General features: G+C 53.7%; 25 protein-coding genes and 2 pseudogenes. 24 read left to right on the top strand and 3 right to left on the bottom strand.

Features of this window, described 5'->3' with window-relative positions:
- Positions 1-8 precede the first annotated feature (8 nt).
- From NK55_RS13430 to NK55_RS13060, 15 genes and pseudogenes are all read left to right on the top strand, one after another.
- Positions 9-152, top strand: coding sequence for a hypothetical protein (locus NK55_RS13430; RefSeq protein ID WP_162147168.1), 144 nt, complete (start codon positions 9-11; stop codon positions 150-152).
- Positions 149-556, top strand: a complete 408-nt coding sequence (locus NK55_RS03110) for a hypothetical protein (RefSeq protein WP_041429030.1) — start codon at positions 149-151, stop codon at positions 554-556. Before NK55_RS13430 ends, NK55_RS03110 begins: the two co-directional genes overlap by 4 nt.
- Before the next feature lie 176 nt (positions 557-732).
- A complete protein-coding gene (locus NK55_RS13065) occupies positions 733-885 on the top strand; it encodes a hypothetical protein (RefSeq protein WP_157869644.1) in 153 nt (50 codons plus the stop codon).
- Positions 886-937: 52 nt separating this feature from the next.
- Positions 938-1,300, top strand: coding sequence for a hypothetical protein (locus NK55_RS03100; protein ID WP_157869643.1), 363 nt, complete (start codon positions 938-940; stop codon positions 1,298-1,300).
- A gap of 2 nt (positions 1,301-1,302) precedes the next feature.
- Positions 1,303-2,184, top strand: a complete 882-nt coding sequence (locus NK55_RS03095) for an alpha-1,2-fucosyltransferase (protein ID WP_024124365.1) — start codon at positions 1,303-1,305, stop codon at positions 2,182-2,184.
- Complete coding sequence (locus tag NK55_RS12340) at positions 2,181-3,086, top strand: glycosyltransferase (protein WP_051372769.1); 906 nt, start codon at positions 2,181-2,183, stop codon at positions 3,084-3,086. The genes NK55_RS03095 and NK55_RS12340 overlap by 4 nt, the downstream gene beginning before the upstream one ends.
- A gap of 401 nt (positions 3,087-3,487) precedes the next feature.
- A complete protein-coding gene (locus tag NK55_RS03085) occupies positions 3,488-3,922 on the top strand; it encodes a hypothetical protein (RefSeq protein WP_041429027.1) in 435 nt (144 codons plus the stop codon).
- A 45-nt stretch (positions 3,923-3,967) separates the two neighbouring features.
- Complete coding sequence (locus NK55_RS03080) at positions 3,968-4,579, top strand: glycosyltransferase family 2 protein (RefSeq protein WP_081711751.1); 612 nt, start codon at positions 3,968-3,970, stop codon at positions 4,577-4,579.
- 632 nt (positions 4,580-5,211) lie between these two features.
- Complete coding sequence (locus tag NK55_RS03075) at positions 5,212-5,541, top strand: hypothetical protein (protein WP_041429025.1); 330 nt, start codon at positions 5,212-5,214, stop codon at positions 5,539-5,541.
- A 1-nt stretch (position 5,542) separates the two neighbouring features.
- On the top strand, positions 5,543-6,037 hold the full coding sequence (locus NK55_RS03070; protein ID WP_041429024.1) for a hypothetical protein: 495 nt from the start codon (positions 5,543-5,545) through the stop codon (positions 6,035-6,037).
- 22 nt (positions 6,038-6,059) lie between these two features.
- Positions 6,060-6,799, top strand: a pseudogene (locus tag NK55_RS03065) (GDP-mannose 4,6-dehydratase).
- A 172-nt stretch (positions 6,800-6,971) separates the two neighbouring features.
- Entirely contained in the window at positions 6,972-7,916 is a 945-nt protein-coding gene (locus tag NK55_RS03060) for a hemolytic protein HlpA (protein ID WP_024124364.1), read from the top strand.
- A 794-nt stretch (positions 7,917-8,710) separates the two neighbouring features.
- Positions 8,711-9,544, top strand: coding sequence for a bifunctional 2-polyprenyl-6-hydroxyphenol methylase/3-demethylubiquinol 3-O-methyltransferase UbiG (locus tag NK55_RS03055; protein ID WP_024124363.1), 834 nt, complete (start codon positions 8,711-8,713; stop codon positions 9,542-9,544).
- A gap of 15 nt (positions 9,545-9,559) precedes the next feature.
- Positions 9,560-10,807: a glycosyltransferase family 4 protein gene (locus NK55_RS03050; protein WP_024124362.1), complete on the top strand. Its 1,248-nt coding sequence runs from the start codon at positions 9,560-9,562 to the stop codon at positions 10,805-10,807.
- A gap of 304 nt (positions 10,808-11,111) precedes the next feature.
- Positions 11,112-11,369 (top strand): annotated as a pseudogene (locus NK55_RS13060) (integrase core domain-containing protein); the annotation flags it as partial.
- Positions 11,370-11,436: 67 nt separating this feature from the next.
- Here NK55_RS13060 and NK55_RS03045 read toward each other — a convergent pair.
- A complete protein-coding gene (locus NK55_RS03045) occupies positions 11,437-11,811 on the bottom strand; it encodes a DUF309 domain-containing protein (RefSeq protein ID WP_041429023.1) in 375 nt (124 codons plus the stop codon).
- A gap of 71 nt (positions 11,812-11,882) precedes the next feature.
- Here NK55_RS03045 and psb29 point away from each other — a divergent pair, with 71 nt between their 5' ends.
- The 4 genes from psb29 to ruvC are packed head-to-tail and all read left to right on the top strand — an operon-like array spanning position 11,883 to position 14,968.
- Complete coding sequence (gene psb29 / locus NK55_RS03040) at positions 11,883-12,551, top strand: photosystem II biogenesis protein Psp29 (RefSeq protein WP_024124360.1); 669 nt, start codon at positions 11,883-11,885, stop codon at positions 12,549-12,551.
- Positions 12,538-13,281, top strand: a complete 744-nt coding sequence (locus tag NK55_RS03035; protein ID WP_024124359.1) for an HAD family hydrolase — start codon at positions 12,538-12,540, stop codon at positions 13,279-13,281. Before psb29 ends, NK55_RS03035 begins: the two co-directional genes overlap by 14 nt.
- Positions 13,278-14,483, top strand: coding sequence for an NAD(P)/FAD-dependent oxidoreductase (locus NK55_RS03030; RefSeq protein WP_024124358.1), 1,206 nt, complete (start codon positions 13,278-13,280; stop codon positions 14,481-14,483). Before NK55_RS03035 ends, NK55_RS03030 begins: the two co-directional genes overlap by 4 nt.
- Before the next feature lie 5 nt (positions 14,484-14,488).
- Positions 14,489-14,968, top strand: a complete 480-nt coding sequence (gene ruvC / locus NK55_RS03025; protein ID WP_024124357.1) for a crossover junction endodeoxyribonuclease RuvC — start codon at positions 14,489-14,491, stop codon at positions 14,966-14,968.
- Here the strand turns inward: ruvC and NK55_RS03020 are convergent.
- A complete protein-coding gene (locus NK55_RS03020; protein WP_024124356.1) occupies positions 14,918-15,187 on the bottom strand; it encodes a hypothetical protein in 270 nt (89 codons plus the stop codon). The genes ruvC and NK55_RS03020 overlap by 51 nt on opposite strands.
- A 120-nt stretch (positions 15,188-15,307) precedes the next feature.
- Here NK55_RS03020 and NK55_RS03015 point away from each other — a divergent pair, with 120 nt between their 5' ends.
- The 3 genes from NK55_RS03015 to NK55_RS03005 all read left to right on the top strand — a co-directional run bounded on the left by NK55_RS03015 (position 15,308) and on the right by NK55_RS03005 (position 18,734).
- Positions 15,308-17,353, top strand: a complete 2,046-nt coding sequence (locus NK55_RS03015) for an NAD(P)/FAD-dependent oxidoreductase (RefSeq protein ID WP_024124355.1) — start codon at positions 15,308-15,310, stop codon at positions 17,351-17,353.
- Positions 17,328-17,807: a hypothetical protein gene (locus NK55_RS03010; protein ID WP_255325302.1), complete on the top strand. Its 480-nt coding sequence runs from the start codon at positions 17,328-17,330 to the stop codon at positions 17,805-17,807. The genes NK55_RS03015 and NK55_RS03010 overlap by 26 nt, the downstream gene beginning before the upstream one ends.
- A gap of 381 nt (positions 17,808-18,188) precedes the next feature.
- Positions 18,189-18,734 carry a gamma-glutamylcyclotransferase gene (locus NK55_RS03005; RefSeq protein WP_024124353.1) on the top strand — a complete coding sequence of 182 codons (546 nt, stop codon included), beginning with the start codon at positions 18,189-18,191 and terminating at the stop codon, positions 18,732-18,734.
- Positions 18,735-18,744: 10 nt separating this feature from the next.
- Here the strand turns inward: NK55_RS03005 and aspS are convergent, their stop codons facing one another.
- Positions 18,745-20,550 (bottom strand): aspartate--tRNA ligase, encoded by a 1,806-nt coding sequence (aspS, locus tag NK55_RS03000; RefSeq protein ID WP_024124352.1) that lies wholly within the window; start codon positions 20,548-20,550, stop codon positions 18,745-18,747.
- A gap of 259 nt (positions 20,551-20,809) precedes the next feature.
- Between aspS and NK55_RS02995 the strand changes: the two genes are divergently transcribed.
- Both NK55_RS02995 and NK55_RS02990 read left to right on the top strand, forming a co-directional pair.
- A complete protein-coding gene (locus NK55_RS02995) occupies positions 20,810-21,046 on the top strand; it encodes a hypothetical protein (RefSeq protein ID WP_024124351.1) in 237 nt (78 codons plus the stop codon).
- An 83-nt stretch (positions 21,047-21,129) separates the two neighbouring features.
- Positions 21,130-22,878 carry a mechanosensitive ion channel family protein gene (locus NK55_RS02990; protein WP_024124350.1) on the top strand — a complete coding sequence of 583 codons (1,749 nt, stop codon included), beginning with the start codon at positions 21,130-21,132 and terminating at the stop codon, positions 22,876-22,878.
- The last annotated feature ends 2 nt before the right edge of the window (positions 22,879-22,880 follow it).

The raw sequence follows: 22,880 nt of genomic DNA, 5'->3' as shown, positions 1-22,880 counted from the left end.
TGCGTTCCATGCCGGAAGATCGCTATCTCGCCTATCAGCGGGCGATCGCTGCCTTTCTGGTCTCGGAGGCCGCGCAGCGTTTCTCGGTGCAATGTTTTGCCAAGACCGTGGCCGGCGGCATCGTCGCCGCGCTGAAGGCTTGTCCCGAATGAACAAGAGCGAAGCGGTCATCATCGCGGTCGGGCGCGTGTTGAATGCCGTTGTCGCGCTTGGCGGCTTTGCGGCGATGACCCGGCTCCTGCCGCCTTCCGAGTATGCTCTGGTCGCACTCCTGAACGGGTTCGCTGCATTTGCAGGCTTGTTGTTCATAAACCCATCGGGTCAGTGGCTGCAACGGCACCTGCACGAATGGCACGATGGCGCCGAACTAGGGCTGCGGCTGAGGGAGAACCTGATTTACTGGGGCTGGTTCGCGTTGGCGCTCGGTGCGGCGGCAGGCGTCTGGTATGGCGCACTGATTGCCCATGGCTGGGCGTTTGCCCTGGTGGCGGGCGTGGCGGTCGCCGCATTCATCGTGTTCTCGACCGCCGCACAGCACAGGCTTATGGGGCTGTGATCAACGCACTGGGGCACCGCCTGGCAGCCGTGGCATGGGGGGCTATCGCAGCGGGATTGCCGCTCCTGGCCGCGACACTCGCCGTGCTGTGGCAAGCAGACGCCGTCTTCTGGTTTGCCGGGCAGGCCACGGGGGCTGGTTTGGCGTTCCTGGGCGTTCGTGTGGCCATCTACCGGATGGGGCTCACTGCCCGGCAGGCGACGGCCCCACAGCAGCCAGCGCCGCCTTTTTTCAAGGAGCGGGACTACTGGCGCTTCCCTCGTGACCGGGGCGATGTGGCTGGAGGGCAATGGCTACCGCTTCGTGCTGGAGCGGCACTGGCCGGCTGAGACCCTCGGCGTGTTTCTGGTCGCGTTGAGTGTCCCGGCGCAGATGACGTCGGTGATAGAATCTTTCGTCATGGCGGCGCAATTCCTGTTTTTGCTAGCCGGGCCGGCCTACCATGCCGCGCCGCAGTGGCTGGTGTTCGGTTGCTTGCTCGAGGTGGCGAGGCTTACAATCAACCCATGGACGATGAGCGCACTGGCAACAAAACTACCAGCCATACGTGGCGCCTGCCGTTGGCGCTGTCGGCAGTGTGCTGAGCGCGGCATTGGCCTATGCGCTGGATCTTTCGCCTTGGGCATTTGGCATGGGCCTGCGGCGGCTGTGCTGCTGGCGACGGGGGGCGCGGTCATGGTTGGCTACCCGCACCTGCGGACATCGGCAGCCTTCGTTCCCATGTTGAGTGTAAAGTTGAGCTGACCATGATCATCGTGCGGTTGTACGGCGGCCTTGGCAATCAGATGTTCCAATACGCAGCGGGGTTGGCGCTATCCCTTCGGCATGCCGTGCCGCTGCGCTTTGATCTCGATTGGTTCGATGGTGTGCGTTTGCACCAGGGCCTGGAATTGCACCGGGTATTCGACCTCGACCTGCCACGGGCGGCCCCTTCGGAGATGCGGCAGGTGCTTGGAAGTTTTTCCCATCCGCTCGTGCGGCGCTTGCTCGTTCGCAGACGTCTGCGCTGGCTGCTGCCGCAAGGCTATGCCCTGGAGCCGCATTTTCACTATTGGCCTGGGTTTGAGGCGCTGGGTCCGAAGGCGTATCTCGACGGCTACTGGCAGTCTGAACGGTACTTTTCGGAATATCAGGACGCCGTGCGCGCAGCCTTTCGTTTTGCGCAGCCTTTGGACGAGAGGAACCGGCAGATCGTCGAGGAGATGGCGGCATGCGAAAGCGTCTCCCTGCACGTGAGGAGGGGAGACTTCGTCCAGGATCCGGTCGTTCGCCGTGTGCATGGCGTGGATTTATCGGCCTATTACCCGCGCGCCGTCGCACTACTGATGGAGCGCATGCGCGAACCCCGCTTTTATGTCTTTTCCGACGACCCCGATTGGGTGCGCGCCAATTTGAAGCTCCCTGCGCCTATGATCGTGATCGACCACAACCGTGGTGAACACAGCTTCCGCGACATGCAGCTCATGAGCGCCTGTCGTCACCATATCCTGGCCAACAGCAGCTTCAGTTGGTGGGGCGCGTGGCTGAATTCGCAGCCGCACAAGCTCGTGATCGCGCCGAAGCGTTGGTTCAACGTCGATGACTTCGACACGCGTGATCTGTATTGCTCGGGGTGGACTGTGCTGTGAGTGTCATAACTGCGAAAACCTCACCGCTCGTTTCGGTGCTGATGCCGGTATTCAACGCCGAACGCTATGTTGCCGAGGCGATCGAGTCCATCCTGAGGCAATCATTCCAGGATTTCGAGTTCATCATCATCGATGACGGATCGACCGATGGCTCTTTGGACATTCTCAAACGGTATGCGGCAAGGGATCCTCGCATTCGGCTGGTCAGTCGCGAAAACCGCGGGCTGGTGGCAACGCTCAACGAAGGCATCGGGCTTGCCCGCGGGCAATGGGTCGCCAGAATGGACGCCGACGACGTTGCCCTGCCCGAACGCCTGGCTTTGCAGGTGAAGCACCTGGAGGCGACAAAAGCGGATTTCTGCGGCGGCGCGGTTGCGTGTTTCGGCGACTGGCGAGCCTTGTGGCGTTACCCTTTGACCCATGAGGCCTGTGAAGTGCGGCTGCTGTTTGAGGTACCCTTTGCGCATCCCACTGTCATGGGGCGGCGCGAGGCCTTCGACCGCTTGCGATACCAGCCGGAATTTGTTCTTGCGCAGGATTATGACCTTTGGCAACGTGCCTGGGCTGCGGGGTACCGTCTCGTCAATGTGCCGGAGATTGTTCTGCGCTATCGGGTTCATACGGCGCAGACTTCTTCCCGGAAGTCAGAAGAGCAGAAGGACCGGGCCGATGCGGTACGCATCCGGCACTGGCGGGCTTTGCTGCCTGATCTGGATGACGGGGAAATCGATGGCATTGTTGAAATGCTGCGGGAAGGCAGGGGGTACACCTCACGCCTTCTACCAAGCCTTGTAAGCCTGTTGAGCCGCTATTCCGGCAGGTTCTTTTGTCAAGCAGCTACGAGGTGTTTTGTCGGTTGGCTGCCAGCGATAGAGCTGCTACCAGCAATTGGATTACCCTGAAGCGGCAGACCTGTCCCGAAGGATTCGGGGTAAAGGACGTCTTGGTTTTATGGACCTTGTCGAATTTCAAAGGGGCGAAGAAAATTATCAACTTTCGTCGAAGGTATATTATTTTAAGGTATATTATTTTTCATTTTTCATTGAAGGTCCAGCGTTTGCTTTCGTCAATTGCCAGACGATAAGCTGGAACCATGATATCGGTGGTAATATCCCTCTCCAAGAAGGGATTGCAGATTGGTTGCAGCTCTGGCGAACCACTTGGTTACCATTGTGCACGAGAGTGCGACGTTTACAGGGTGGAGTGAAAATATCTGCTGTATGGCTGAGAGGTTCGGTTATAAAGTGCATGTCGGCTTGTTTGATAATAAAGTATATGAGAAAAATTTTTCGACGTTGTTAGGATGATTCAGGTAATTAATATTATCATGCAGCCAATCACAATGTTACGGGGAATGGTGGGGATTCTCAAACGCGGCGGCACAGCCATTTTAAGCACACCTAATGCACATGGCTGGGGTGTCAAATTATTCGGCAAACGCTGGATGAATTGGTATGCGCCATACCATCTTCAGTTCTTTACCCCCAAATCGATGCGCCTAGCGGCCGAGAAGTCTGGTTTGGTGCTTGCAAGGTTTGATACCGTCACTAATTCTAATTGGCTGCATTACCAACGGATACATCTGGCTACTTACCCAGTACCTGGTAAACCATTATGGTTCTGGTCTCGTGATATAGGTGATGCCGCTTTACATGAAAAAGCAATCGTCAAAGTTCTTTCGTTCGCTCATAGGAGCAAATTGAATCATGTGATTACTCGTGATTACTCGTTTGTTTGATGGCCTCGGCATGGGCGATAACTTTTCGTTTGTTCTGGAGAAGCCATGATGGAATTAGTGCATATCCTGTTGCCGGTGTACAACAGGCGTGCAGTCACAGAAAAATTCATAGAGTGCCTTTGTGCGCAGTCATACAGGAATTATCATCTACTTCTAATTGATGATGGCTCTACAGACGGCACAAGTGAAATGGTTAGCGAAAGAATCAACAATCTGACTGTCCTTCGCGGTGTGGGCGATTGGTGGTGGGCTGGTAGCTTGCAGCAGGGGATTGAGTGGCTAAAGCGCAACGCTGCCGACGATGATGTCGTCTTATTCATTAATGACGATGTGACATTTGGCCCCGAGTTTCTCATGAAAGCTGTGGAGTTGCTTCAGGGGTACCGTGGCATGCTACTTCCGCAAGTGCTGAACACCAGGAGTGGATGCATAGAAGAATCAGGTGTCGAGGCAGATTTGAGAAAACTCACATTCAAGACAGCGTCAAGTCCTGAACGCATCAATTGCCTGCCTACGCGGGGATTGTTCATGTATCTGTCGGTAATAAAGCAGGTGGGTGATTTTTTCCCAGGCTGCTCCCCCACTATCTGTCTGATTATGAGTACACTATACGCGCTTATAGAATGGGCATTCCTCTACGGACATCACCAGAGCTGACCATATCATTTAATGAGATGACAACTGGATATAGAAACATTGAGTCCGATTCATTTGTTGATTTTTTGACAAAATATTTTTCAAATAAGTACGTTAACAATCCGATTCATTGGTCTATGTTTATACTGTTGTCTAGCCCAAAAATGTATATTCCCTGGCATTTGCTTAAAGTATGGGCTAGGACGGTTCGTGATATTTTGAAGCAAGGCATTAAATGTATGGGCCTAAGATAGGATAGAGAGACACGAGTATGGCGCCAGTAATGAAACATTTCATGAAATCACTTCTGAAAATTGTACTGGGGGAGTACTTGGTGTATTTTATTGTTAAGATTAGAATTAATTTTCTACATAAAAAAGGCCACCTCTCTTATTCACAAGAAGGAGAGTATAGGCTGTTGCTTTGACTTTTTACTGCTTTGCCTGGTGAAGAGCATGTAAATGGCGATAGCGGCCTTGGCCGGGGATAAGATAGATCCGGGAGGAGTTGGTTTGGGAGTATGGGATGCAGCCAACGTAGGCAAGTCAGAGGTCTCAAATAGGAAACCACTAACTTCTTTCACAAGCTGTAAAAAATGCCCGCTCCCATCACCCTCTTCAACTTATGCCTTATTTACTACCTCAAGAGACATCATGAATAAAGTCAGCATCGCTCTCATCCACAACCACAACGCTGAGCGCAACGCTTACATCCGACCGCGCCTGGAGGAACTGCAGTCCGCTCTTTCCTCGGGGTTCGATGTCAAGTTGTTTGAGGTGGCGTACCAGCCCGAGATCAAGCCTCACACCATGCTCATGGCGTTTTTCCGGGATGTCATCTATCAAGTACTGGATCGTGACTGGCTGCGTTACAGGCTTTTACCAACGATCTTCCTTCCACGGCATATTGCCAGCTTTCTGCTGCGTAGCTTGACGTCTGGGCGCTACTCGCGCGGGGGGGTGGCGACGCAGCAGCGCCATTGAGATGGTGCTTACGGACAAGCACATTCGCGCCTGGGCGACGTTTTTGGATACGGATGCGGATTTCCTCCTCTGCTTCGAAGACGACGCAGTGTTCAAGGATGACAGCGTGCAGCGACTGGCGGGTCTGCTCGACAGGCTTGTCAGAAAAAACCCGCATGGCAGCCATCTTGTTTATGTTGATCTAGCAGGCGGACTCTCACGTGAAGCACTGAGGGTCGACGAATTACAAACGGGTAAGGACGATTCCTTCAGGTATTACCGAAAGCCTGTGACTAACACCACCTGTGTCTATTTGATGAGCAGGTCGCTGGTGAGTGTCTTTCATGAAATGCTAACCAGAAGACCTTGGCTACGCGTGATCGGAATCGATTGGATGATGAATGCGTTATTCATACTGATGAAAAAGGCGAATTTGCAATGTGAGTGTATGCATGCCGATCCGATGATTTTCAGGCACGGCTCTGTAACGGGCGAATACATGTCCTCGACTCGTTGATCTTTTTTACGGACTAAAGAATATGAAACGCACGCTCGTTACCGGCGGTGCCGGCTTTCTTGGCTCCCATCTTTGCGATCGCCTGATCAAGGATGGCCACGATGTTCTTTGCGTCGACAACTTCTTTACCGGTAGTAAAACGAACATCGCACATTTGCTAGGGCATCCTTACTTCGAGCTGATGCGGGACGGCGTGACATTCCCGCTTTATGTCGAGGTCGATCAGATATACAACCTGGCTTGCCCCGCCTCGCCGGTGCACTATCAGCGGGACCCTTTGCAGAGTACGAAAACAAGCGTACATGGGGCGATTGACATGCTTGGCCTATCCAAGGGCTTGAAAGCCAGAATCTTTCAAGCTTTCACTTCTGAGGTCTACCTTTATGGTGCAGATGTTAAAATGCGAGAATATCGAGAATATAAATATAAATTAAATATCTACGGCGACGCTTTGCAAACGCGTAGTTTCTGCTATGTAGACGACATGATTGATGCTTTTGGGCTTCTGATGGAGAGTTAAAAGGGCTTTACTGGGCCAATTAATCTGTTGAATTCACTATGCTGGAACTAGCGGAAAATGTCTTGAGGCTGGTTGGCGGTCGTTCGAAACTCACTTTCAAACCCCTTCCGACAGATAAACCGCGCCAACAACAACCCGACATCAACCTGGCAAAGGAAAAGCTGTGCTGGGAACCGAAGGTAACCCTTGAAGACGGGCTGAGTAAGACTATTGCTTATTTCCGGAAGTTACTGGCTAGCTGATCTCCGCCTGACTTGTTTTTGTAGGATGTCTGATAGGAATTGCTTCCATCCGTTACAACATGGTTGTTGACGGCGAGCTTGTGGCAATACGCCTGGGGAATAAGGAACATCTGATATTCCACAGTTAACGACGTCTTGCCAACGCGGCCTTTTATCTTGGAAGGTGTTTTCGATGCCCGACTTTCATTTGACCACGCCGGTCGCCTTTATCATCTTCAACCGTCCGGACACCACCGAGCGTGTCTTTGCCGAGATCGCCAAGGCCAGGCCGCCGAAATTATTGGTGGTTGGCGATGGCCCACGCGTTAATCGACAAGACGAGGCCGAAAAGGTTGCCGCCGCCCGCGCCGTCGTTGAACGCGTGGATTGGGAGTGCGAAGTGCTGACCAATTTCTCCGAGACAAACCTCGGTTGCAAGCAGCGCGTCTCCAGCGGCATCAACTGGGTTTTTTCACAGGTGGAAGAAGCCATCATCCTCGAGGACGATTGCCTGCCCGACCAAACATTTTTCCGGTTTTGCCAGGAACTACTGGAACGCTATCGCCACGACCAGCGCATTGGTATGATCAGCGGCAACAACTTCCAGTTCGGTCGTCGTCGCAATGGCGACAGTTATTACTTCTCGAAATACACGCACATCTGGGGCTGGGCGACATGGCGTGACCGGTGGGTCGGTAGCTACGACATCGCAATGTCCAAATGGCCACGCATCCGCGATGAAGGCTGGCTAGTCGATATGGTGGGCAATGCAAGCGAAGCGCGTTACTGGAAAAACATTTTCGAGTCGGTATATCGCGGTGAAATTGATACCTGGGATTATCAGTGGACTTTTGCGAATTGGGTTGAGGGTCGGCTAACCATCCTACCAGCAACAAACCTGATCTCGAATATCGGCTTCGGTCCTAATGCTACTCATACGAGGAGGACAAGCGAATTGGCCAATATGGCTCGCGTGCCGATGAATTTTCCTTTGGTGCACCCTGTAGGAGTAATCAGGAATAACCAGGCCGATAGGTTCAGCAATGTCAAATGTTTTCAGGGACCATTTGTTAAGCGTGTTTACAATAAACTTGCCGGGTTAGGAGGAAGCTTACGCAAGCGCTATAGCCGCTGCTGATACCGGGCTGGTAATGAGAAACTTTTCGATCCCCTGCAAATTGGCCGGAGCTCTGTATTGGATGCTAGGCGAACCCGTCAAAGGTCGGTATCTGGATGTTGGGGGAGGTTATGTCCGCAAATGTGTGTCGGCGCCTCTCGTTGACCCTTTTGCTGACCTGGGACGCACCGAGAAGGTGGTCTCACTGCCACGCCAAATGCGAACCTCCTCAGCAACATTGGCTTTCTGCCTGAGATAACTCATACAACAGATATAGATAGCCTACTTCCTGAAATGGCCATCCAGAGTCTGGGCATCATCACTCACCCAAACAATGTGTGCTAAGATGTGTCGGCTGATTGTTATGTCTTTGATCATGTTTTTGCATTCTTTGATCATGTTTTTGCATGTTTTTGATGGTTGTAAGGAATGTTTCCCCTATATTTTATGATTTATGCAGTTACCGTCGCTGGGCTGCGGGTAACCTATGGGGCATGCTTAAAAGGAAGGTGAGTCATGCTTAAGGTCAATCTTGGTTGTGGCTGTTTTTTGTCGATTTCCCAGAGTGGCTGAATTTGGATTTCGCTCCGATTTTATGAGCTGTCCGACATGTCAACCTACTCAACCACTTGCCGTTGCCGAGTAACACAGCCTCGTACCTATTCGTCTCTATTCGTCGCATTTTCTCGAGCATGTGCCGCGCTTGCTGGTGAACGGCTTGGTGCGTGAATGCGTCGCTTGCGGAATCACTCTACATAGAGGCGTGAAGGCACGGTTGTTTTTTGCACCTACTGAGCCTGGGGGGTAAGTGTGCGATGGCTGATTTGACGCAGTGGATTTCCGCCGATGAGTTGCCATTGATTAAGCTCGAAGAGCGCCAATGGTTGGCCCAAGTTTTTGAACGCTTTGGAGGTTATCCAGATTTGGAACAGATGTGGGGCTTGATGGACGAGGCTTGGGTATCTCTGGGATGCGACGCCGAGGTGATGGATGCCTCAGTTGATGCTTTCTATCGTCATCCAGTCTGGCTGCTAAATGGCCTGTTTATTGAGCAGCATAACCAAAGCCGGGAATATCGTGAGCAATTTAAGGATTGGGTTGCAAAGCATTCTCCTAACCGTGTGGCGGAGTTTGGGGGTGGATTCGGTACCCTGGCACGTATGATTGGACTAGCACTCCCCGATGCGTTGATTGAGGTAATCGAGCCCCATCCGCATCTATTGGCGATCGCCCGCGCGGAAAAAACTGCGAATGTCCGCTACCAAACGGAAATGCTCGGAGAGTATGATATTCTCTTGGCAATTGATGTTTTTGAACATGTGCCGGATCCACTGCAACTGGTGTATGAGACAGCACAACACCTTCGCATTGGTGGGCGTTACTTAATTGCTAACTGTTTCTTCCCAGTCATACGTTGCCACCTGCCGCAAACTTTTCACTTTCGCTATTCTTGGAATCAAGTTCTACGAGCTTTAGGCTTGCAACCAGCCGAGAAGGTAGCCTATGGTCGTGCATTCGTTCGCTGTGACCGATTGGACCTTGTGGCAGCCCGCAAGGTTGAACAGCAGTCGTTGATGCTTTGGCGATTTACCCAACACCTGCCTGGTGGACTGGCCCGTCTACTTAGGTACGTGCTCACCACTGTTTGAGTCCATAGGTATCACATGAAAGTCATTCATCTCAACTGCTTCGATATCATTGGCGGCGCCGCTCGTGCGGCCTATCGGATTCATCACGCTTTAAGGCGGGTGGGCGTCGATTCCTGGCTGTGGGTTGATGTTGCCGCCTCTGGCGACTGGACGGTGGAGGGGCCAACGACAAACTTCGGTAAAGGATTGGCCATACTGCGCCGCGCGCTTGGCAGGGGACTGGTCAAGTCAGTACTTAAAACCGGCAACCCGATTCTTCATTCCCCGGCGTTCCTTCCATCCGGCAGGGTCCGTGCACTGAATAGCTCTGACGCCGACATTTTGCACCTGCATTGGGTACAGGGGGAAATGCTGTCTATTGAAGATATTGGCCGGCTGCGTAAACCCGTGGTGTGGACGTTACATGACATGTGGGCCTTTTGCGGAGCTGAACATTACACTGAAGATCATCGTTGGCGTGAGGGCTACAGGCATAACAACCGGCCTAGCTATGAGAGAGGATTTGATCTCAACCGCTGGACCTGGACGCGTAAGCGCAAGTGTTGGAAGCATCCCATCCACATCGTTACCCCCAGTCGTTGGCTGGCGCAGTGCGTGCAAGAAAGTGCGTTGATGCACGAGTGGCCATTGAGCGTGATCCCAAATCCTATTGATACCGAACGGTGGCAGCCGCTCGAGACAAACTTGGCGCGAGAACTGTTTGGTTTGCCTAAGGGTACGCCCTTGCTTCTATTTGGTGCAATGGGGGGAGGGCGGGACCCAAGGAAGGGGTTCGATCTTCTGCTTAAGGCAATTCAGCATTTACGCAGCGAACTTCCAGAGCTGCAATTGGTAATCTTTGGCGAACTCTGCCCTAGGAAACCTCCTGATCTTGGCTTTTCGATGAACTATGTCGGGCATTTAGCTGACGATTTAAGCTTACGCATTTTGTATAGCGCGGCTGATGTAATGATAGTTCCATCACGGCTAGAGGCATTTGGCCAGACTACATCCGAAGCCCACGCCTGTGGCACGCCTGTTGTTGCCTTCAACACCTCTGGTTTGCGCGATATCGTCTTGCACAAAGAGACGGGCTATCTGGCTCAGCCGTTTGATCCAGAAGATCTGGCACGGGGCATTCAGTGGGTGCTTTCGGATTCAGAGCGCCATCTACAGCTTCGAAAAAACGCACGGGCTCGTGCGGTCGACTGCTTTGCTAGTGAAATCGTTGCTGCAAAATATCTACAGGTCTATGAGGCTGCCCTAAATGACTCAAGCTCATGACTCAAGCTCCCTTAGTGTGTGCCCCCTATGACATCCAGTCCTGAGATCGTTGCTGCACTTATCATCCTGTAGGAACAGTCATCGCGGCTGCGATAGGCGGTGCAGGTGTCCTGAGCGTAGCGCTGTGTGTCTGTTTTTCGCGCCAATGGAGATGTGTAGGGTGTCGACCATTCGGAAGCCTACGTGGGATATCGGGCGATACAGCCTCAGCTTGACGACGGCTGCTTTGCGCTTCGCACTGGGGTTGTTATTGTTGTTCTGGAGGGCTGCTGTCAAGACCTGGCAAGTTGTTTATCTTACCACGGGCGATCGCCAACCCACCGGACGCCATCCGTTCGATTATCTCTGTGGGAAGAAGAGAATCCAGCATCGGCTTATCCAACCTCGCCACCCGCAAACCAATCATGGTCGAGCGCCTCAACGGTCGCATTGCCGAGATTCTGCGCGTTGAGCGTTTGTCTCCGCCGCTGATCTGCAAGAGACGCTCACAGGCTACCTTTGGACGCACAGTCACCGAATTCCCCAACCCACTTGGGACCACATGATACCCATCGAGAAACTCTGAACGTGGTAAATGGAGCGACCAGAGTAGTTGTTTCAAAGGTAGGTCATGTCCCGGGTCTTGGCATCTAGGCTTGATCTAGGGATTCAGCAACAGGAAGATGCAACTGAATTTTGGGCGCTGAGTCAAGGGGAGTTTTTGCGAGGTGAAGCTGCGCTTGTAACTCGGCCACTCCTGCTAGGAAGGCTGCTAAGTCTAAACCCTGGTAGTCAGGATCACACTGTTCAAGGCGACGCCGTCCTTCCGCCAAGAGTAAAATTGCCCCCCGCTGGTTGCCCCGACTCAGGTGATAGCAGGCGACAGCAATTTGCAGCAGGCCTTGGTAAAACGTGCCCTCAGGTTCACTGGCCTCTAGCCAGAGAGCTTCGAGGGTGTCATGGCAGGCATAGAATTCGCCGCTATTAAATTGGGCAATAGCTAGGGCAAGCTCCGAATGCATCATTGATTGGGAAAGCGCAATGGGCGATAATAGTAAAGAATCATGACATTTTTTAACGAATATCGGCAGAGCTTGTGCAAAATCCTCGAACTGTCTCTGATACCAAACGCGCCTTTTATGCGGCTTACACGCGACCGATTCACTCGATCTACCGTCGCTTCATTGAAGAACTGCTTGTCGAAATCCATCTGTTGCGCGTCAATGTAGATTTTCGCTACTCTCCCCTCTTTGCTCTTGGGGTTGTTACTGCCTTTGACCAGTTTATGGAGGGTTATCAGCCCGAGGGCGATGGCAACCGTATTTTTCATGCCCTCTGTGTTGCTGAGGAAATGAACCCGCAACAGCTGAAGGAGGATGCCGCCAGTTGGCAACAGTACCAAGGCCGCCCCTTGAGTCAAATCCTTGGTGAACTCAACAGTGGCCAACCCAGTGCCCCCCTCAACAGCCTCAACCACGCGGGCAAATATAGCCGCCTTCATGCCGTGGGACTCTATGCCTTCCTGCAAGAGCTGGCAGGAGAACTGACAGTCAACCTCAACGAAATACTGGATCAACTGGCTCCTGTGATCCAACTGCCCATTGAGAAAGTCAAGCGCGATCTCGAACTCTACCGCAGTAACCTCGACAAAATCAATCAGGCTCGCAGTTTGATGAGGGAACTTGTGGAGCAGGAACGCAAGCGCCGTGCTCAGCAGACCTCCGCGCCACCCGCTGTGGATGCCAGTTCCGATGCACCCGCTTGATCCGCCCCAGCTCATTACCCTAGATGCCGTCGGCACCCTCTTTGGCTTACAGGAATCTGTGGGCACAGTCTATGGTCGCTTTGCGGCTGAAGTCGGGGTTCAGGTTGATCCAGCAGCCTTGGATGTGGCCTTCTTTAAGGCCTTTAAGGCGGCTCCTCCCTGCGCCTTCCCTGAGCTTGAGGTTTCACAACGGGCAGAGGCAGAATTGCGGTGGTGGCAAGGGGTTGCGGCAGAGACATTTCGCCGCGCGGGGGTCTTGGATCAATTTGTTGATTTTGAGACGTTTTTTGCCCCTGTCTTTGCCTACTACGCTACCGCTGAACCCTGGTGCCTTTATGAGGATGTTTTGCCTGCTTTGGAGAATTGGCAAGCGCAGGATATTCCCCTGATGGTGGTGTCCAATTTTGATAGCCGTCTCTATGGGGTTCTTGAGGCCTTGGGGTTAGCCCGTTTTTTCCAGGCGGTGTGGATTTCCAGTGAGGTGGGGGCAGCGAAACCGGATCGGTTGATCTTTGAGCGGGCAGTGGCTTCCTATGGGGCCTCCCAAGTCTGGCACATTGGCGACAGTTGGGAGGGGGATGTCCGCGGTGCTCAAGGAGCGGGTTTGCAGGCCATTTGGCTGCGGCGCGATCGCCCCTTGCTGCCAGAACCAGCCCTCAACGAGCCCCTAGCCGTGCCCCAAATTGCTGACCTCACAAAGGCGCAAGTTATACTGAGGGGGACAGCATGATCAGGGAATCAGCGGTGAGAAGCGAAATTTGCATTCTAGGTGGTGGGTTCGGTGGGCTTTATACAGCCCTCCGCTTGGCGCAATTCCCGTGGTCTTCCCCCCTAGGGATCACCCTTGTGGATCACAGCGATCGCTTTGTATTTACGCCCCTGCTTTACGAACTGATTACGGGGGAGCTAGAGGCCTGGGAAATTGCCCCTCCCTTTGTGGAGCTGCTGCGGGATACACCAGTGGTCTTTCATCAGGGAACGGTGACCACTATTGATCTCCAGGAAAAAACCGTTCACCTCAGCAAGGGCGACCCCTTCACCTATGAAAAACTCGTTCTCGCCCTAGGGGGTGAAACCCCGAAAAGCCCTATCCCCGGTGGGGCGGAGTACGCCTTGACGTTCCGTACCCTCAGTGACGCCTACCGCCTTGAAGAAGCGCTGCAACGGTGCGAGCACTCTGATCGCGATCGCATCCGCGTTGTCGTTGTTGGTGCTGGTCCGAGTGGGGTGGAATTGGCCTGTAAACTGGCGGAGCGACTGGGAAGCCGAGGTCGCATTCGGCTGGTGGATCGCAACACAGAGATCCTGAAGTCCTCCCCTGAATTTAATCGCAAGGCGGCCCGCCGTGCCCTCGAAGATCGTGGCGTTTGGATTGATCTAGAGACCACGCCAGTTGCTGTAACTAGCGATCGCATTTCGCTGCAATACAAAGACCGGGTGGACGAGTTGCCCGTGGACATTGTTCTTTGGACCGTTGGCACAGCCGTTTCGCCGGTGATTGCGGCCCTTGATTTGCCCAAAACTGCCACCGGTCGGCTCCAGGTGGCGCCCACACTGCAAGTGGTTGATCACCCCGATATTTTTGCCCTTGGGGATGCGGCGGATGCGGTGGATGAACAGGGACAACCCATTCCCCATACGGCACAGGCGGCTTTTCAGCAGGCGGACTATGCTGCTTGGAACCTTTGGGCCAGTCTCAGCGATCGCCCGCTACTTCCCTGTCGTTACTCCCACCTGGGCGAAATGCTCACCCTCGGCCGCGATCGCGCTGCATTGGCCGGCCTAGGACTGACCCTTGATGGCCCCCTCGCCTACTTGGCGCGGCGACTGGCCTACCTCTACCGCATGCCCACCCTCGAACATCAACTGAAGGTGGGGTTGAACTGGCTGGCCAAGCCCTTTTTGGATCTCCTGACCACCATCGCTAGTTAGCACCAGTGCGCATTCTGGGCCTCGACCCCGGCCTAGCTACCCTTGGCTATGGGTGTATTGAGGTGCACAGGGACACCTGCCAAGTGTGGGATTTTGGTGTAATTACTACCCCCGCCGATCTGCCTACGGGCGATCGCCTCCAAAGTCTCTATAACGATCTGCACACGCTAATTCCCACCCTCCAGCCAGATGTAGTGGCTTTGGAGCGGCTCTTTTTCTACAAAATGAGCCATACCATTGGGGTTGCCCAAGCACGGGGGGTAATTCTTTTGGTCCTGAGCCAATTGCACTGTCCACTGCTAGAACTCACGCCCCCCCAAGTGAAGCAAGCCCTCACCGGCTATGGCAATGCCAGCAAAATAGAGGTGCAGCAGGCGGTGCAACGGGAACTCCATCTCAGCACCCTGCCCCAGCCCGATGATGCCGCTGATGCCCTAGCGATCGCCCTCACGGCCAGTCGTCACTGCGGCCACATCGACGGTTGACCAAGCCACTGCCACTGCTTCACTAAGCCATTGGCGCGTTTTTTGATCCAGTAGATCATCCTCTGCAAGTACCCATTCCTGAACCTGCGCCAGACTGTGGCCCTGGGCACGGCAAATCGTAATCACGCCGGCGATCGCTGATGCCACTAGATCACCATTGACGGGTTGCTGGCTGAGGGCTGTCATTTCTTCGAGCGTGCGAGGAATGGGATAATGCATAGGGCAACAGGGCAATTCTGAGAAATCGTAAACTCTCTTAACTCTTAAACTGTTTAGTACAGTGAAGTTTACGCCAAATTGTGCCGTTGTCAAGCTTCTTAGTGGACTTCATCAAGCAAAATGCAACAACTGTTATACCTTGAGGTACCCACTCCCCATACCGCAGCGGTCATTCACTGGCTGCACCACACTTTTGCGCCCTCCATGGGCACCATTGCGCCAAAACCCACTGGGGGATGTTGGCAGGTTCCCGAAACCGCAACGGAACTCGCCATTTTCCTGTGGAGCTTACAGCGAACTACATACCTCAAGGTGATGCGCTGGGGAGAGCGGCCTTTCCCCCAAGAGCGCGCCTGTCTCCAACACCTTCAGCGGGAGCTGCGTTTGGCCTTCCCCCTCCAGGCCGAGGAGCCGCCCCCTTGGCCGGCTGGTCAGAGCATTTTTGAGGCCTTGGCCGATCGCTATCCCCTGACGGTGAAATACTTTCAACGTATGCCCCAAGGTGAGGCGGATCTAGAGCGCGTCTATTGGTGGGAGCAACGCTGGCGCCAAGGTCTCCAACAGCCTACCCCCCCTGTCCCTGTTGTGCACAGGGTAACAACCCCCTGTGATCCCCCTACCTATGACCTGGTTTATGTGGGTGGTGCTTTGGGGGTTGTCCATGCGGCGGTGATGGCGCGGTTGGGCTATCGGGTTCTGCTGATGGAGCGGTTGCCCTTTGGCCGCATGAATCGGGAGTGGAATATCTCCCGCCTGGAATTTCAGAGCCTGATTGATCTGGGGCTATTTACCGCCGCGGAGTTTGAAAGCCTGATTGCCCGCGAGTACCGTGATGGCTTTAACAAGTTCTTTGATGCCACCAGCCCTATCCATTGTCGGGCACCGGTACTGCACACCCCAACCGTTCTTAACATTGCCCTCGACTCGGCCAAATTCCTGCATCTGTGCGGTGAGAAACTGCGCCAAGCGGGCGGTGAGATTTGGGATTGGACAGAATTTAAAACAGCCACAATTCATCCCAATGGTGTGGTTTTGCAAACCCAGCACCGCCAAACCCAAGAACAGCGACAGGCGATCGCTCGCGTCCTCATTGATGCCATGGGTACTGCCTCGCCAATTGCCCGGCAACTGAACGGCGGTCGTGCCTATGATAGTGTTTGTCCAACGGTGGGGGCGATTGTTAAGGGTATTGCTCCGGAAGTGTGGGACGGGGATTATGGCGATGTGCTCTTTAGCCACGGCGATATTTCGCGAGGACGGCAACTCATTTGGGAGCTGTTTCCGGGGTCAGGCGAAGAGCGCACCATTTACCTGTTTCACTACCACCACATCCACCGCGAGTTTCCCGGCTCTCTCCTAGAACTCTACGAAGACTTCTTTACAATCTTGCCAGAGTACCGCCGCTGCGATTTAGATCAACTGACTTGGGTAAAGCCGACATTTGGTTACATCCCCGGCTACTTTAGCCACCACCGGAGCGATCGCGCCGTGGCATTTGATCGCGTCTTGGCCATTGGCGATGCCGCCTCACTGCAATCTCCTTTAGTATTCACCGGTTTTGGCTCGCTGGTGCGCAACCTGCCACGCTTGACGGATCTGCTGGATACTGCCCTGCGTCATGACCTTGTGCAACAGCCCTTCCTCAACCAAATTCGCGCCTATCAGAGCAATACCGCGGTGACGTGGCTCTTTTCACGGGGAATGATGGTGCCCAGCGATCGCCCCCTGCCCCCCGAGCGGGTCAATGCCATGCTCAACACCTTTTTTGGCATTCTTGGGCAGGAATCTCCGGAATTGGCCGATCGCTTTATCAAAGACCGTGCCGGTTGGCTACCCTTTAACCGCATGGCGCTGCGAGCTGCCTGGCAAAATCCCGGTCTCCTCTGGTGGATCTACGAAATGGTGGGGCTTTGGGATCTGCTGCGCTGGCTGCAAAGCTACCTCAGTTTTAGCTTGGATGCCCTGTACCATGCCCTCTTTGGGTTCTGGCTGCCCCCCTTGATCCGCCGTTGTCAGCCCTGGCTGGAGCCCCTGGCGCCGCAGTTGTGGTTTTGGCTTTTGGTACAAAGCTATGCCCTGACTTACTCTGTGGGGCAACCCCGCTTTGATCGTTCTTTGACACTGCTGCCAACCCCTAGAGTTGATCAAGCCGTTTCCCCTCGCTAACTTTGAGAACAGCGGTGTTGCGGAGACAACCACGGTGAATGCAGCAGAGCAGGCAGTGACGGTGCAAATGGCTAGCAAATTGGGGGCGATCGTCCATCTCTTCAAGCAGTGCAATCCGGATCTGCAGGCAGACCTGCACCCTTGGGCCGATGACCCCCACACCCGCAACTTGGTGGATCCCGATTCAATTGACATTGGCTTTCACCTGCCCGGTTGGAGTCGCCGCTGGCAAGCCCGCAGTTTGCTCCTGCAAATCCGCCTCTATGGTGAGCCAGACTCTCCCCAACGGCGGGCCATTGGCCTAGAGATTGTGGGGTTTAGCTATATGAGTAAGCAGTGGCGCTTCAGCAGTATTGGTCAGGGGGTTTTTAGTGGCAACAATCTGCCCACTGAAGATCTGCAAAACCAACTGCGCGCCATTAGCCACGAGATTCTTGCTGTTCTAAATAGCTGACTTTTTTCAGGAATATCTGGCAACGGTGCATTCAATCCTCTCCTTTTGGCTAGGAACACTGGCTGCCCGATTTCCGATGGCAGACCCCATTGGCGCCATTCCCAGCACCCCCATGGCAAAACCTCCCCCCCATACCACAAGCTAAGCAAATAGCCCTCAATGCTGTTTTGGTAACATTCTTTCTGGTTAGTCAATTTATCCTTGGCTTTAACTGCAGTACGCACTGCTGGGGCACTGATTGTGGCTCACACCACTTGGCAAAGGGCGACCTCCCACTATGGTTTAACGCTAGCACGCAGAAGCAATGGATAAATTGGTTGCTTTTTTGGGGAGTCACTTCTGCAAAAATGGGGCAAAACTGGCGCGGGAGCCCTAACCCCCATGCTCGAATTTTTCATTTTGGCTCGCTGGGCAGTGGATTGTCGAGGGCAGTCCGGAGCAGGGCAAACCGCTATCAAACTCAGTAAAGTAAGTTCTGTCAGCAAATTGATGCTATTCCTTTGCAACATGACGGTACTACGCCTTTTTGTCTATGGCACCCTCAAACCCGGCTATCCACCCCATGACCTCTTCTGTCGGCCTTGGCTAAGTGGCCATCAAACGGCATTGGTGAGAGGCCGCCTTTATCACCTGCCGATGGGGTACCCCGGTCTAACGGCTGAGGAAGGTTGGGTGCAGGGGGAGTTACTACTCTTTGATGATCCACCTGCCAGCCTCTTGACGCAGCTGGATGCCTTTGAAGGTTACAGTCCCAATTTGTCTCCTGAGGTGAATGTCTACTGTCGCCAAGAGGTGCCAGTGTATGACTTGACTCATCAACCCTTGGGTACAGCATGGGCTTACATCATGAGTACTGAGCGCGTGCGGGATTTCAATGGTGAGTGGCTGCCAGAGGGGGTGTGGAATCGGCCAATAAATCGCCAATAAATCTATGTGCCTAGGCTTTGGTTTGAGTGGTGGTTTTTGCTAGCTTGGCGGGCGTCACATGGAGTTCCTTGAGTTGCTGCGGTTCAACACTGCTGGGGGCGCCGGTGAGCAGACAACGGGCCTGTTGGGTTTTGGGGAAAGCAATGGTGTCGCGAATGGAATCTTCGCCAGCAAGGAGCATGACCAAACGATCCAAGCCATAGGCAATGCCCCCGTGGGGCGGAGTTCCAAATTCAAAGGCCTCTAAAAGGAAGCCAAATTTTTCTTGGGCAGTGGCTTCATCAATGCCGATGATGTCAAACACCTGCCGCTGCAATTCCGGTTGATAGATGCGCAAGCTGCCACCACCGACTTCATGGCCGTTGAGGATGAGATCGTAAGCTTGGGCACGGGCGGTTTTTAGATCCGCAAGGTCGTCAGGGTGGGGCGCGGTAAAGGGATGGTGCAAGGCCTCAAGACGTTTTTCCTCGGCATTCCACTCGAACATCGGGAAATCCACCACCCACAGAAGGTGGGTTGCCATTGGATCAATGAGATCAAACTCGCGGGCAATGGTCTGCCGCAGCCGATCCAGGGTCTTATTCACCGTGGCAGCGTCCCCTGCCCCAAAAAGGAGAAGATGCCCCGGCTCGGCACCCGTGCGCTCTAGGAGCGTAGCCTTTTGCTCTGGAGAGAGGTTATCCTTGATAGCACCAATGGTATCAATTTCGCCATTGTTACGAACGCGGATATAGGCCAGTCCCTTGGCACCTGCAGTGGCGGCCTCTTGGAAGAGATCGCCGCCGGGTTTAATGCGGACGTTGGAGATGCGATCGTTGCCATTGGGAATCGGCAAAATTTTCACGACACCCCCTTGGGCGATCGCCCCACTAAAGACTTTGAAACCAGAGTCCTTGAGAATATCGGAGACATCCACCAGTTCGAGGCCGTAGCGGGTATCGGGTTTATCGGTGCCATAGCGATCCATGGCCTCTTGGTAGCTTAGGCGGGGAAAGGGGCGCGGTAGGTCAATGCCCTTTACAGTTTTGAAAATGTGGCAAATCAGCGCTTCGTTGAGCTCCAGGATTTCCTCTTGATCCATGAAGCTCATTTCCATGTCGAGTTGGGTAAATTCGGGTTGGCGATCGGCCCGTAAATCCTCATCGCGAAAGCAGCGGGCAATCTGGTAATAGCGATCGCATCCCGCCACCATCAACAACTGCTTGAACAACTGCGGCGATTGAGGGAGGGCAAACCATTCCCCAGGATTCACACGACTAGGCACTAAATAATCCCGAGCACCCTCCGGGGTCGAGCGGGTGAGGATGGGGGTTTCCACCTCAATAAAGCCCGCCTCGTCCTCTAGGAAGCGCCGCATAGCTTGGATAACCCGATGGCGTAACTGCAAATTCCGTGCCATCCGTTCTCGCCGTAGATCAAGATAGCGATAGCGCAGCCGCACCTCTTCGCGCACCTGTTCATTCTCAGTGCTGGAGATGGCAAAGGGGAGCTGTTGGCGCACCGTATTGAGCACCTCAATGTAATCGGCGTAGATCTCGATGTCCCCCGTGGCCAATTTCGGGTTCACCGAATCCGCAGGGCGCTTGCTAACACGGCCAACAATTTTCACCACATACTCACTGCGCAGGCGATCGGCTTGGGGGTAGGAGTCGGGAGTGCGCTGGGGATCACTGACAATTTGGACAATGCCGGAGCGATCGCGCAAATCAATAAAGATAACGCCGCCATGATCTCGGCGCCGATCAACCCAACCGTAGAGGGTGACCGTTGTTCCGACATCCCTTAGCCGAACATCGCCACAGTAGTGCGTGCGCATAGACCCCAATGATTTCTGAGTATGTTGGTAAAGCAAAGCCTTACTATTTTAGCGGTTCACCGTCCTACCGTTAGCGGGGCATCCCCAAGGAATCACGGGTTACAGTGAGGAGTGAGAAATCGCAACACAAGTTTACAGAACTTCATGTGGATTCCCTAACTTTAGTTGCAGCTTCCGCAGATTCCTCCCCAACATCCCAGGCTCGACGTATGGTAGTAGATAGGCAAAATCTAAAGAAAACCTTAAAAGGAGGGCAAGTATGACCCCCTCTCTCCTTCGTCAGTTCTGGCACTTTGTTGAGCAAGCACAGGTGGGACGATTGTTGAGTATGGACGATCACTCCCTACAGGGGTGGCTAGTGACGCAGTTTAGTGATGTTTACCCCCTGGAGCACCACCAGCGCTATCATCTGGAACGGTACATTTCCTCGCGTCTTTCCTTAATCCGCGATGTGGTTAGCGACTGCACTCCCCGCAACCTTGGCAATCGCCCCTAGGGAACCTTGAACTGGGTCAAGCCCTCAAAAGGTGAGAGGATACTTGTAGCACTGTTTGCCTTCAAGCAAACTATTGGCAGTAGATGATCAACTGGCATAAACAATTCTGGCGCTGGGGAGCGATCGCCTTTCTGACCTTCTTTTTAGCCATTCTCTCTCCTTGGCCGAGCCTGGCTCAACTCCCCCTACCGGCAATCAATCAAACCCCTGCCACTCCGCTGCCCCCTGGCGTCACTCGCATGGGTGAACTAGAAATTACCGATGTGCGTTTTGATGGCAATACACTCTTTACAATTGCTGCACCGACAATTCGCGATCGCAGCAAACTCGGTGATGTCATGCCCGTTGAACTCCGGGCCGAGCTCATCCAGTCTAATCTGCGACGGGTACTTCATAGTGCCCTTGAGGACGATCGGCGATCGCCCGCGAGAGTAGATATTGGTGTTGCCCGCCTCCATAATGCTTTGGTGATCAGTGCTCGCATTGGCCAAGCGGAACGCACCACTCGCCTCCTGACGGTAACAGAGGCCGACAGCAACTACCATCAACTACCTCCCGAAACCCTTGCCCAGCAGTGGCGAGACATTTTGCAGCAGCAGATGAACCAAGCGATTCAAGAACGCACCCACGCTGCCCTAATCAGGCAAATCCAGCAGGCTGTCTTGATTTTTTTGAAGGTGGGAGCAGGCAGTTTTGTCATTTTAATTGTACAGCGATTCTTAATCCGCCAACGCAAGCATCTGCAAGGGCAACTGGACACAGCGACCCCTCAAACCGCCGAACCCGAATGGGTTTTGCCGCTTCTACCCCACCTGCGACATCACTTTTTTCTCAAGCAGCGCATTAAACTCATTAGTCTCGTTCGCTATCTGCTGTTGTGGGTACAAGTGGCTCTCTGGCTGCTCGGCCTAGCAGCAATTCTGCGGCTCTTCCCCATGACTCGCGGGCTGAGTTCTCAAGTCTATGGCCTGCCGATTCTCTGGATGGTGGTCTGGTTTGGCACTGGGCTGCTGAATCAATTTGCCGATTTGGCCTTTGATCGCATTCGTGTCTTCTGGGAGCAAAATAATCTCCTCAAGTTTGCCGATACCCAGCGCCAAACATTGCGGATTAGCACCACCATTGAAGTGATGCGGAGTTTGAAGACTGCAGTTATTTATTTAACGCGGCTGGTTGTGATTCTGAGTTCGCTGGGCATGCCTGTCTCATCCATTCTGGCTGTGGGGGGGTTTCTCGCCTTGGCTATTTCCCTTGGTTCCCAAAATTTGGTTAAGGATGTGATCAATGGCCTGTTAATTGTCTGGGAGGACCAATACGGTATTGGGGATGTGGTGGCAATTGAACCCTATTCAGGAATGGTAGAAAATCTCAACTTACGGATTACGCAGCTACGCAATGCGGAGGGGCATCTCATCACTATTCCCAATAGTACGATTACAAAGGTGGCCAACCTCACCCGTACTTGGTCACGTGTCAACCTAGAGCTGTGGGTGGATATTGAAACCAATCCCGATCGCCTGTTGTCGCTGCTGAATGACGTCAGTACCCACTTCTACGCAGAACCTGAGTGGCAACTCAAGATGCTGGAGCGGCCAGAGATCTTAGGAATTGATCAGATTACTGCCAGTGGCTTACTCGTGCGCATTTGGATTAAGACACAACCGGGACAGCAATGGGCTGTGGGGCGGGAGTTTCGCCGTCGTCTCCTCAACCTCATGGCTGCAGAGGGGATTGCCGTGGGTCGGCTGCATCAACAGCTTCATTTGGTGCGCGATCGCAACGGCAAAAACGGCAACAATGAAAAGACCTATCCTTTTCCCTTGGAATCTTGATC

Origin of the sequence: Thermosynechococcus sp. NK55a, assembly GCF_000505665.1 — a bacterium.
Classification (GTDB): Bacteria; Cyanobacteriota; Cyanobacteriia; order Thermosynechococcales; family Thermosynechococcaceae; genus Thermosynechococcus.
The sequence above is the reverse complement of the archived record's forward strand: the minus strand, read 5'-3'. Positions and strand labels throughout refer to the sequence as shown.

Excerpts from the sequence above, each read along its gene's own strand:
- NK55_RS13430 (WP_162147168.1), top strand. The coding sequence starts at position 9 with ATGCCGGAAGATCGCTATCTCGCCTATCAGCGGGCGATCGCTGCCTTT.
- NK55_RS03110 (WP_041429030.1), top strand. The coding sequence starts at position 149 with ATGAACAAGAGCGAAGCGGTCATCATCGCGGTCGGGCGCGTGTTGAAT.
- NK55_RS13065 (WP_157869644.1), top strand. The coding sequence starts at position 733 with ATGGGGCTCACTGCCCGGCAGGCGACGGCCCCACAGCAGCCAGCGCCG.
- NK55_RS03095 (WP_024124365.1), top strand. The coding sequence starts at position 1,303 with ATGATCATCGTGCGGTTGTACGGCGGCCTTGGCAATCAGATGTTCCAA.
- NK55_RS03085 (WP_041429027.1), top strand. The coding sequence starts at position 3,488 with ATGATTCAGGTAATTAATATTATCATGCAGCCAATCACAATGTTACGG.
- NK55_RS03080 (WP_081711751.1), top strand. The coding sequence starts at position 3,968 with ATGATGGAATTAGTGCATATCCTGTTGCCGGTGTACAACAGGCGTGCA.
- NK55_RS03075 (WP_041429025.1), top strand. The coding sequence starts at position 5,212 with ATGAATAAAGTCAGCATCGCTCTCATCCACAACCACAACGCTGAGCGC.
- NK55_RS03070 (WP_041429024.1), top strand. The coding sequence starts at position 5,543 with ATGGTGCTTACGGACAAGCACATTCGCGCCTGGGCGACGTTTTTGGAT.
- NK55_RS03060 (WP_024124364.1), top strand. The coding sequence starts at position 6,972 with ATGCCCGACTTTCATTTGACCACGCCGGTCGCCTTTATCATCTTCAAC.
- NK55_RS03055 (WP_024124363.1), top strand. The coding sequence starts at position 8,711 with ATGGCTGATTTGACGCAGTGGATTTCCGCCGATGAGTTGCCATTGATT.
- NK55_RS03050 (WP_024124362.1), top strand. The coding sequence starts at position 9,560 with ATGAAAGTCATTCATCTCAACTGCTTCGATATCATTGGCGGCGCCGCT.
- NK55_RS03045 (WP_041429023.1), bottom strand. The coding sequence starts at position 11,811 with ATGATGCATTCGGAGCTTGCCCTAGCTATTGCCCAATTTAATAGCGGC.
- NK55_RS03035 (WP_024124359.1), top strand. The coding sequence starts at position 12,538 with ATGCACCCGCTTGATCCGCCCCAGCTCATTACCCTAGATGCCGTCGGC.
- NK55_RS03030 (WP_024124358.1), top strand. The coding sequence starts at position 13,278 with ATGATCAGGGAATCAGCGGTGAGAAGCGAAATTTGCATTCTAGGTGGT.
- NK55_RS03020 (WP_024124356.1), bottom strand. The coding sequence starts at position 15,187 with ATGCATTATCCCATTCCTCGCACGCTCGAAGAAATGACAGCCCTCAGC.
- NK55_RS03015 (WP_024124355.1), top strand. The coding sequence starts at position 15,308 with ATGCAACAACTGTTATACCTTGAGGTACCCACTCCCCATACCGCAGCG.
- NK55_RS03005 (WP_024124353.1), top strand. The coding sequence starts at position 18,189 with ATGCTCGAATTTTTCATTTTGGCTCGCTGGGCAGTGGATTGTCGAGGG.
- aspS (WP_024124352.1), bottom strand. The coding sequence starts at position 20,550 with ATGCGCACGCACTACTGTGGCGATGTTCGGCTAAGGGATGTCGGAACA.
- NK55_RS02995 (WP_024124351.1), top strand. The coding sequence starts at position 20,810 with ATGACCCCCTCTCTCCTTCGTCAGTTCTGGCACTTTGTTGAGCAAGCA.
- NK55_RS02990 (WP_024124350.1), top strand. The coding sequence starts at position 21,130 with ATGATCAACTGGCATAAACAATTCTGGCGCTGGGGAGCGATCGCCTTT.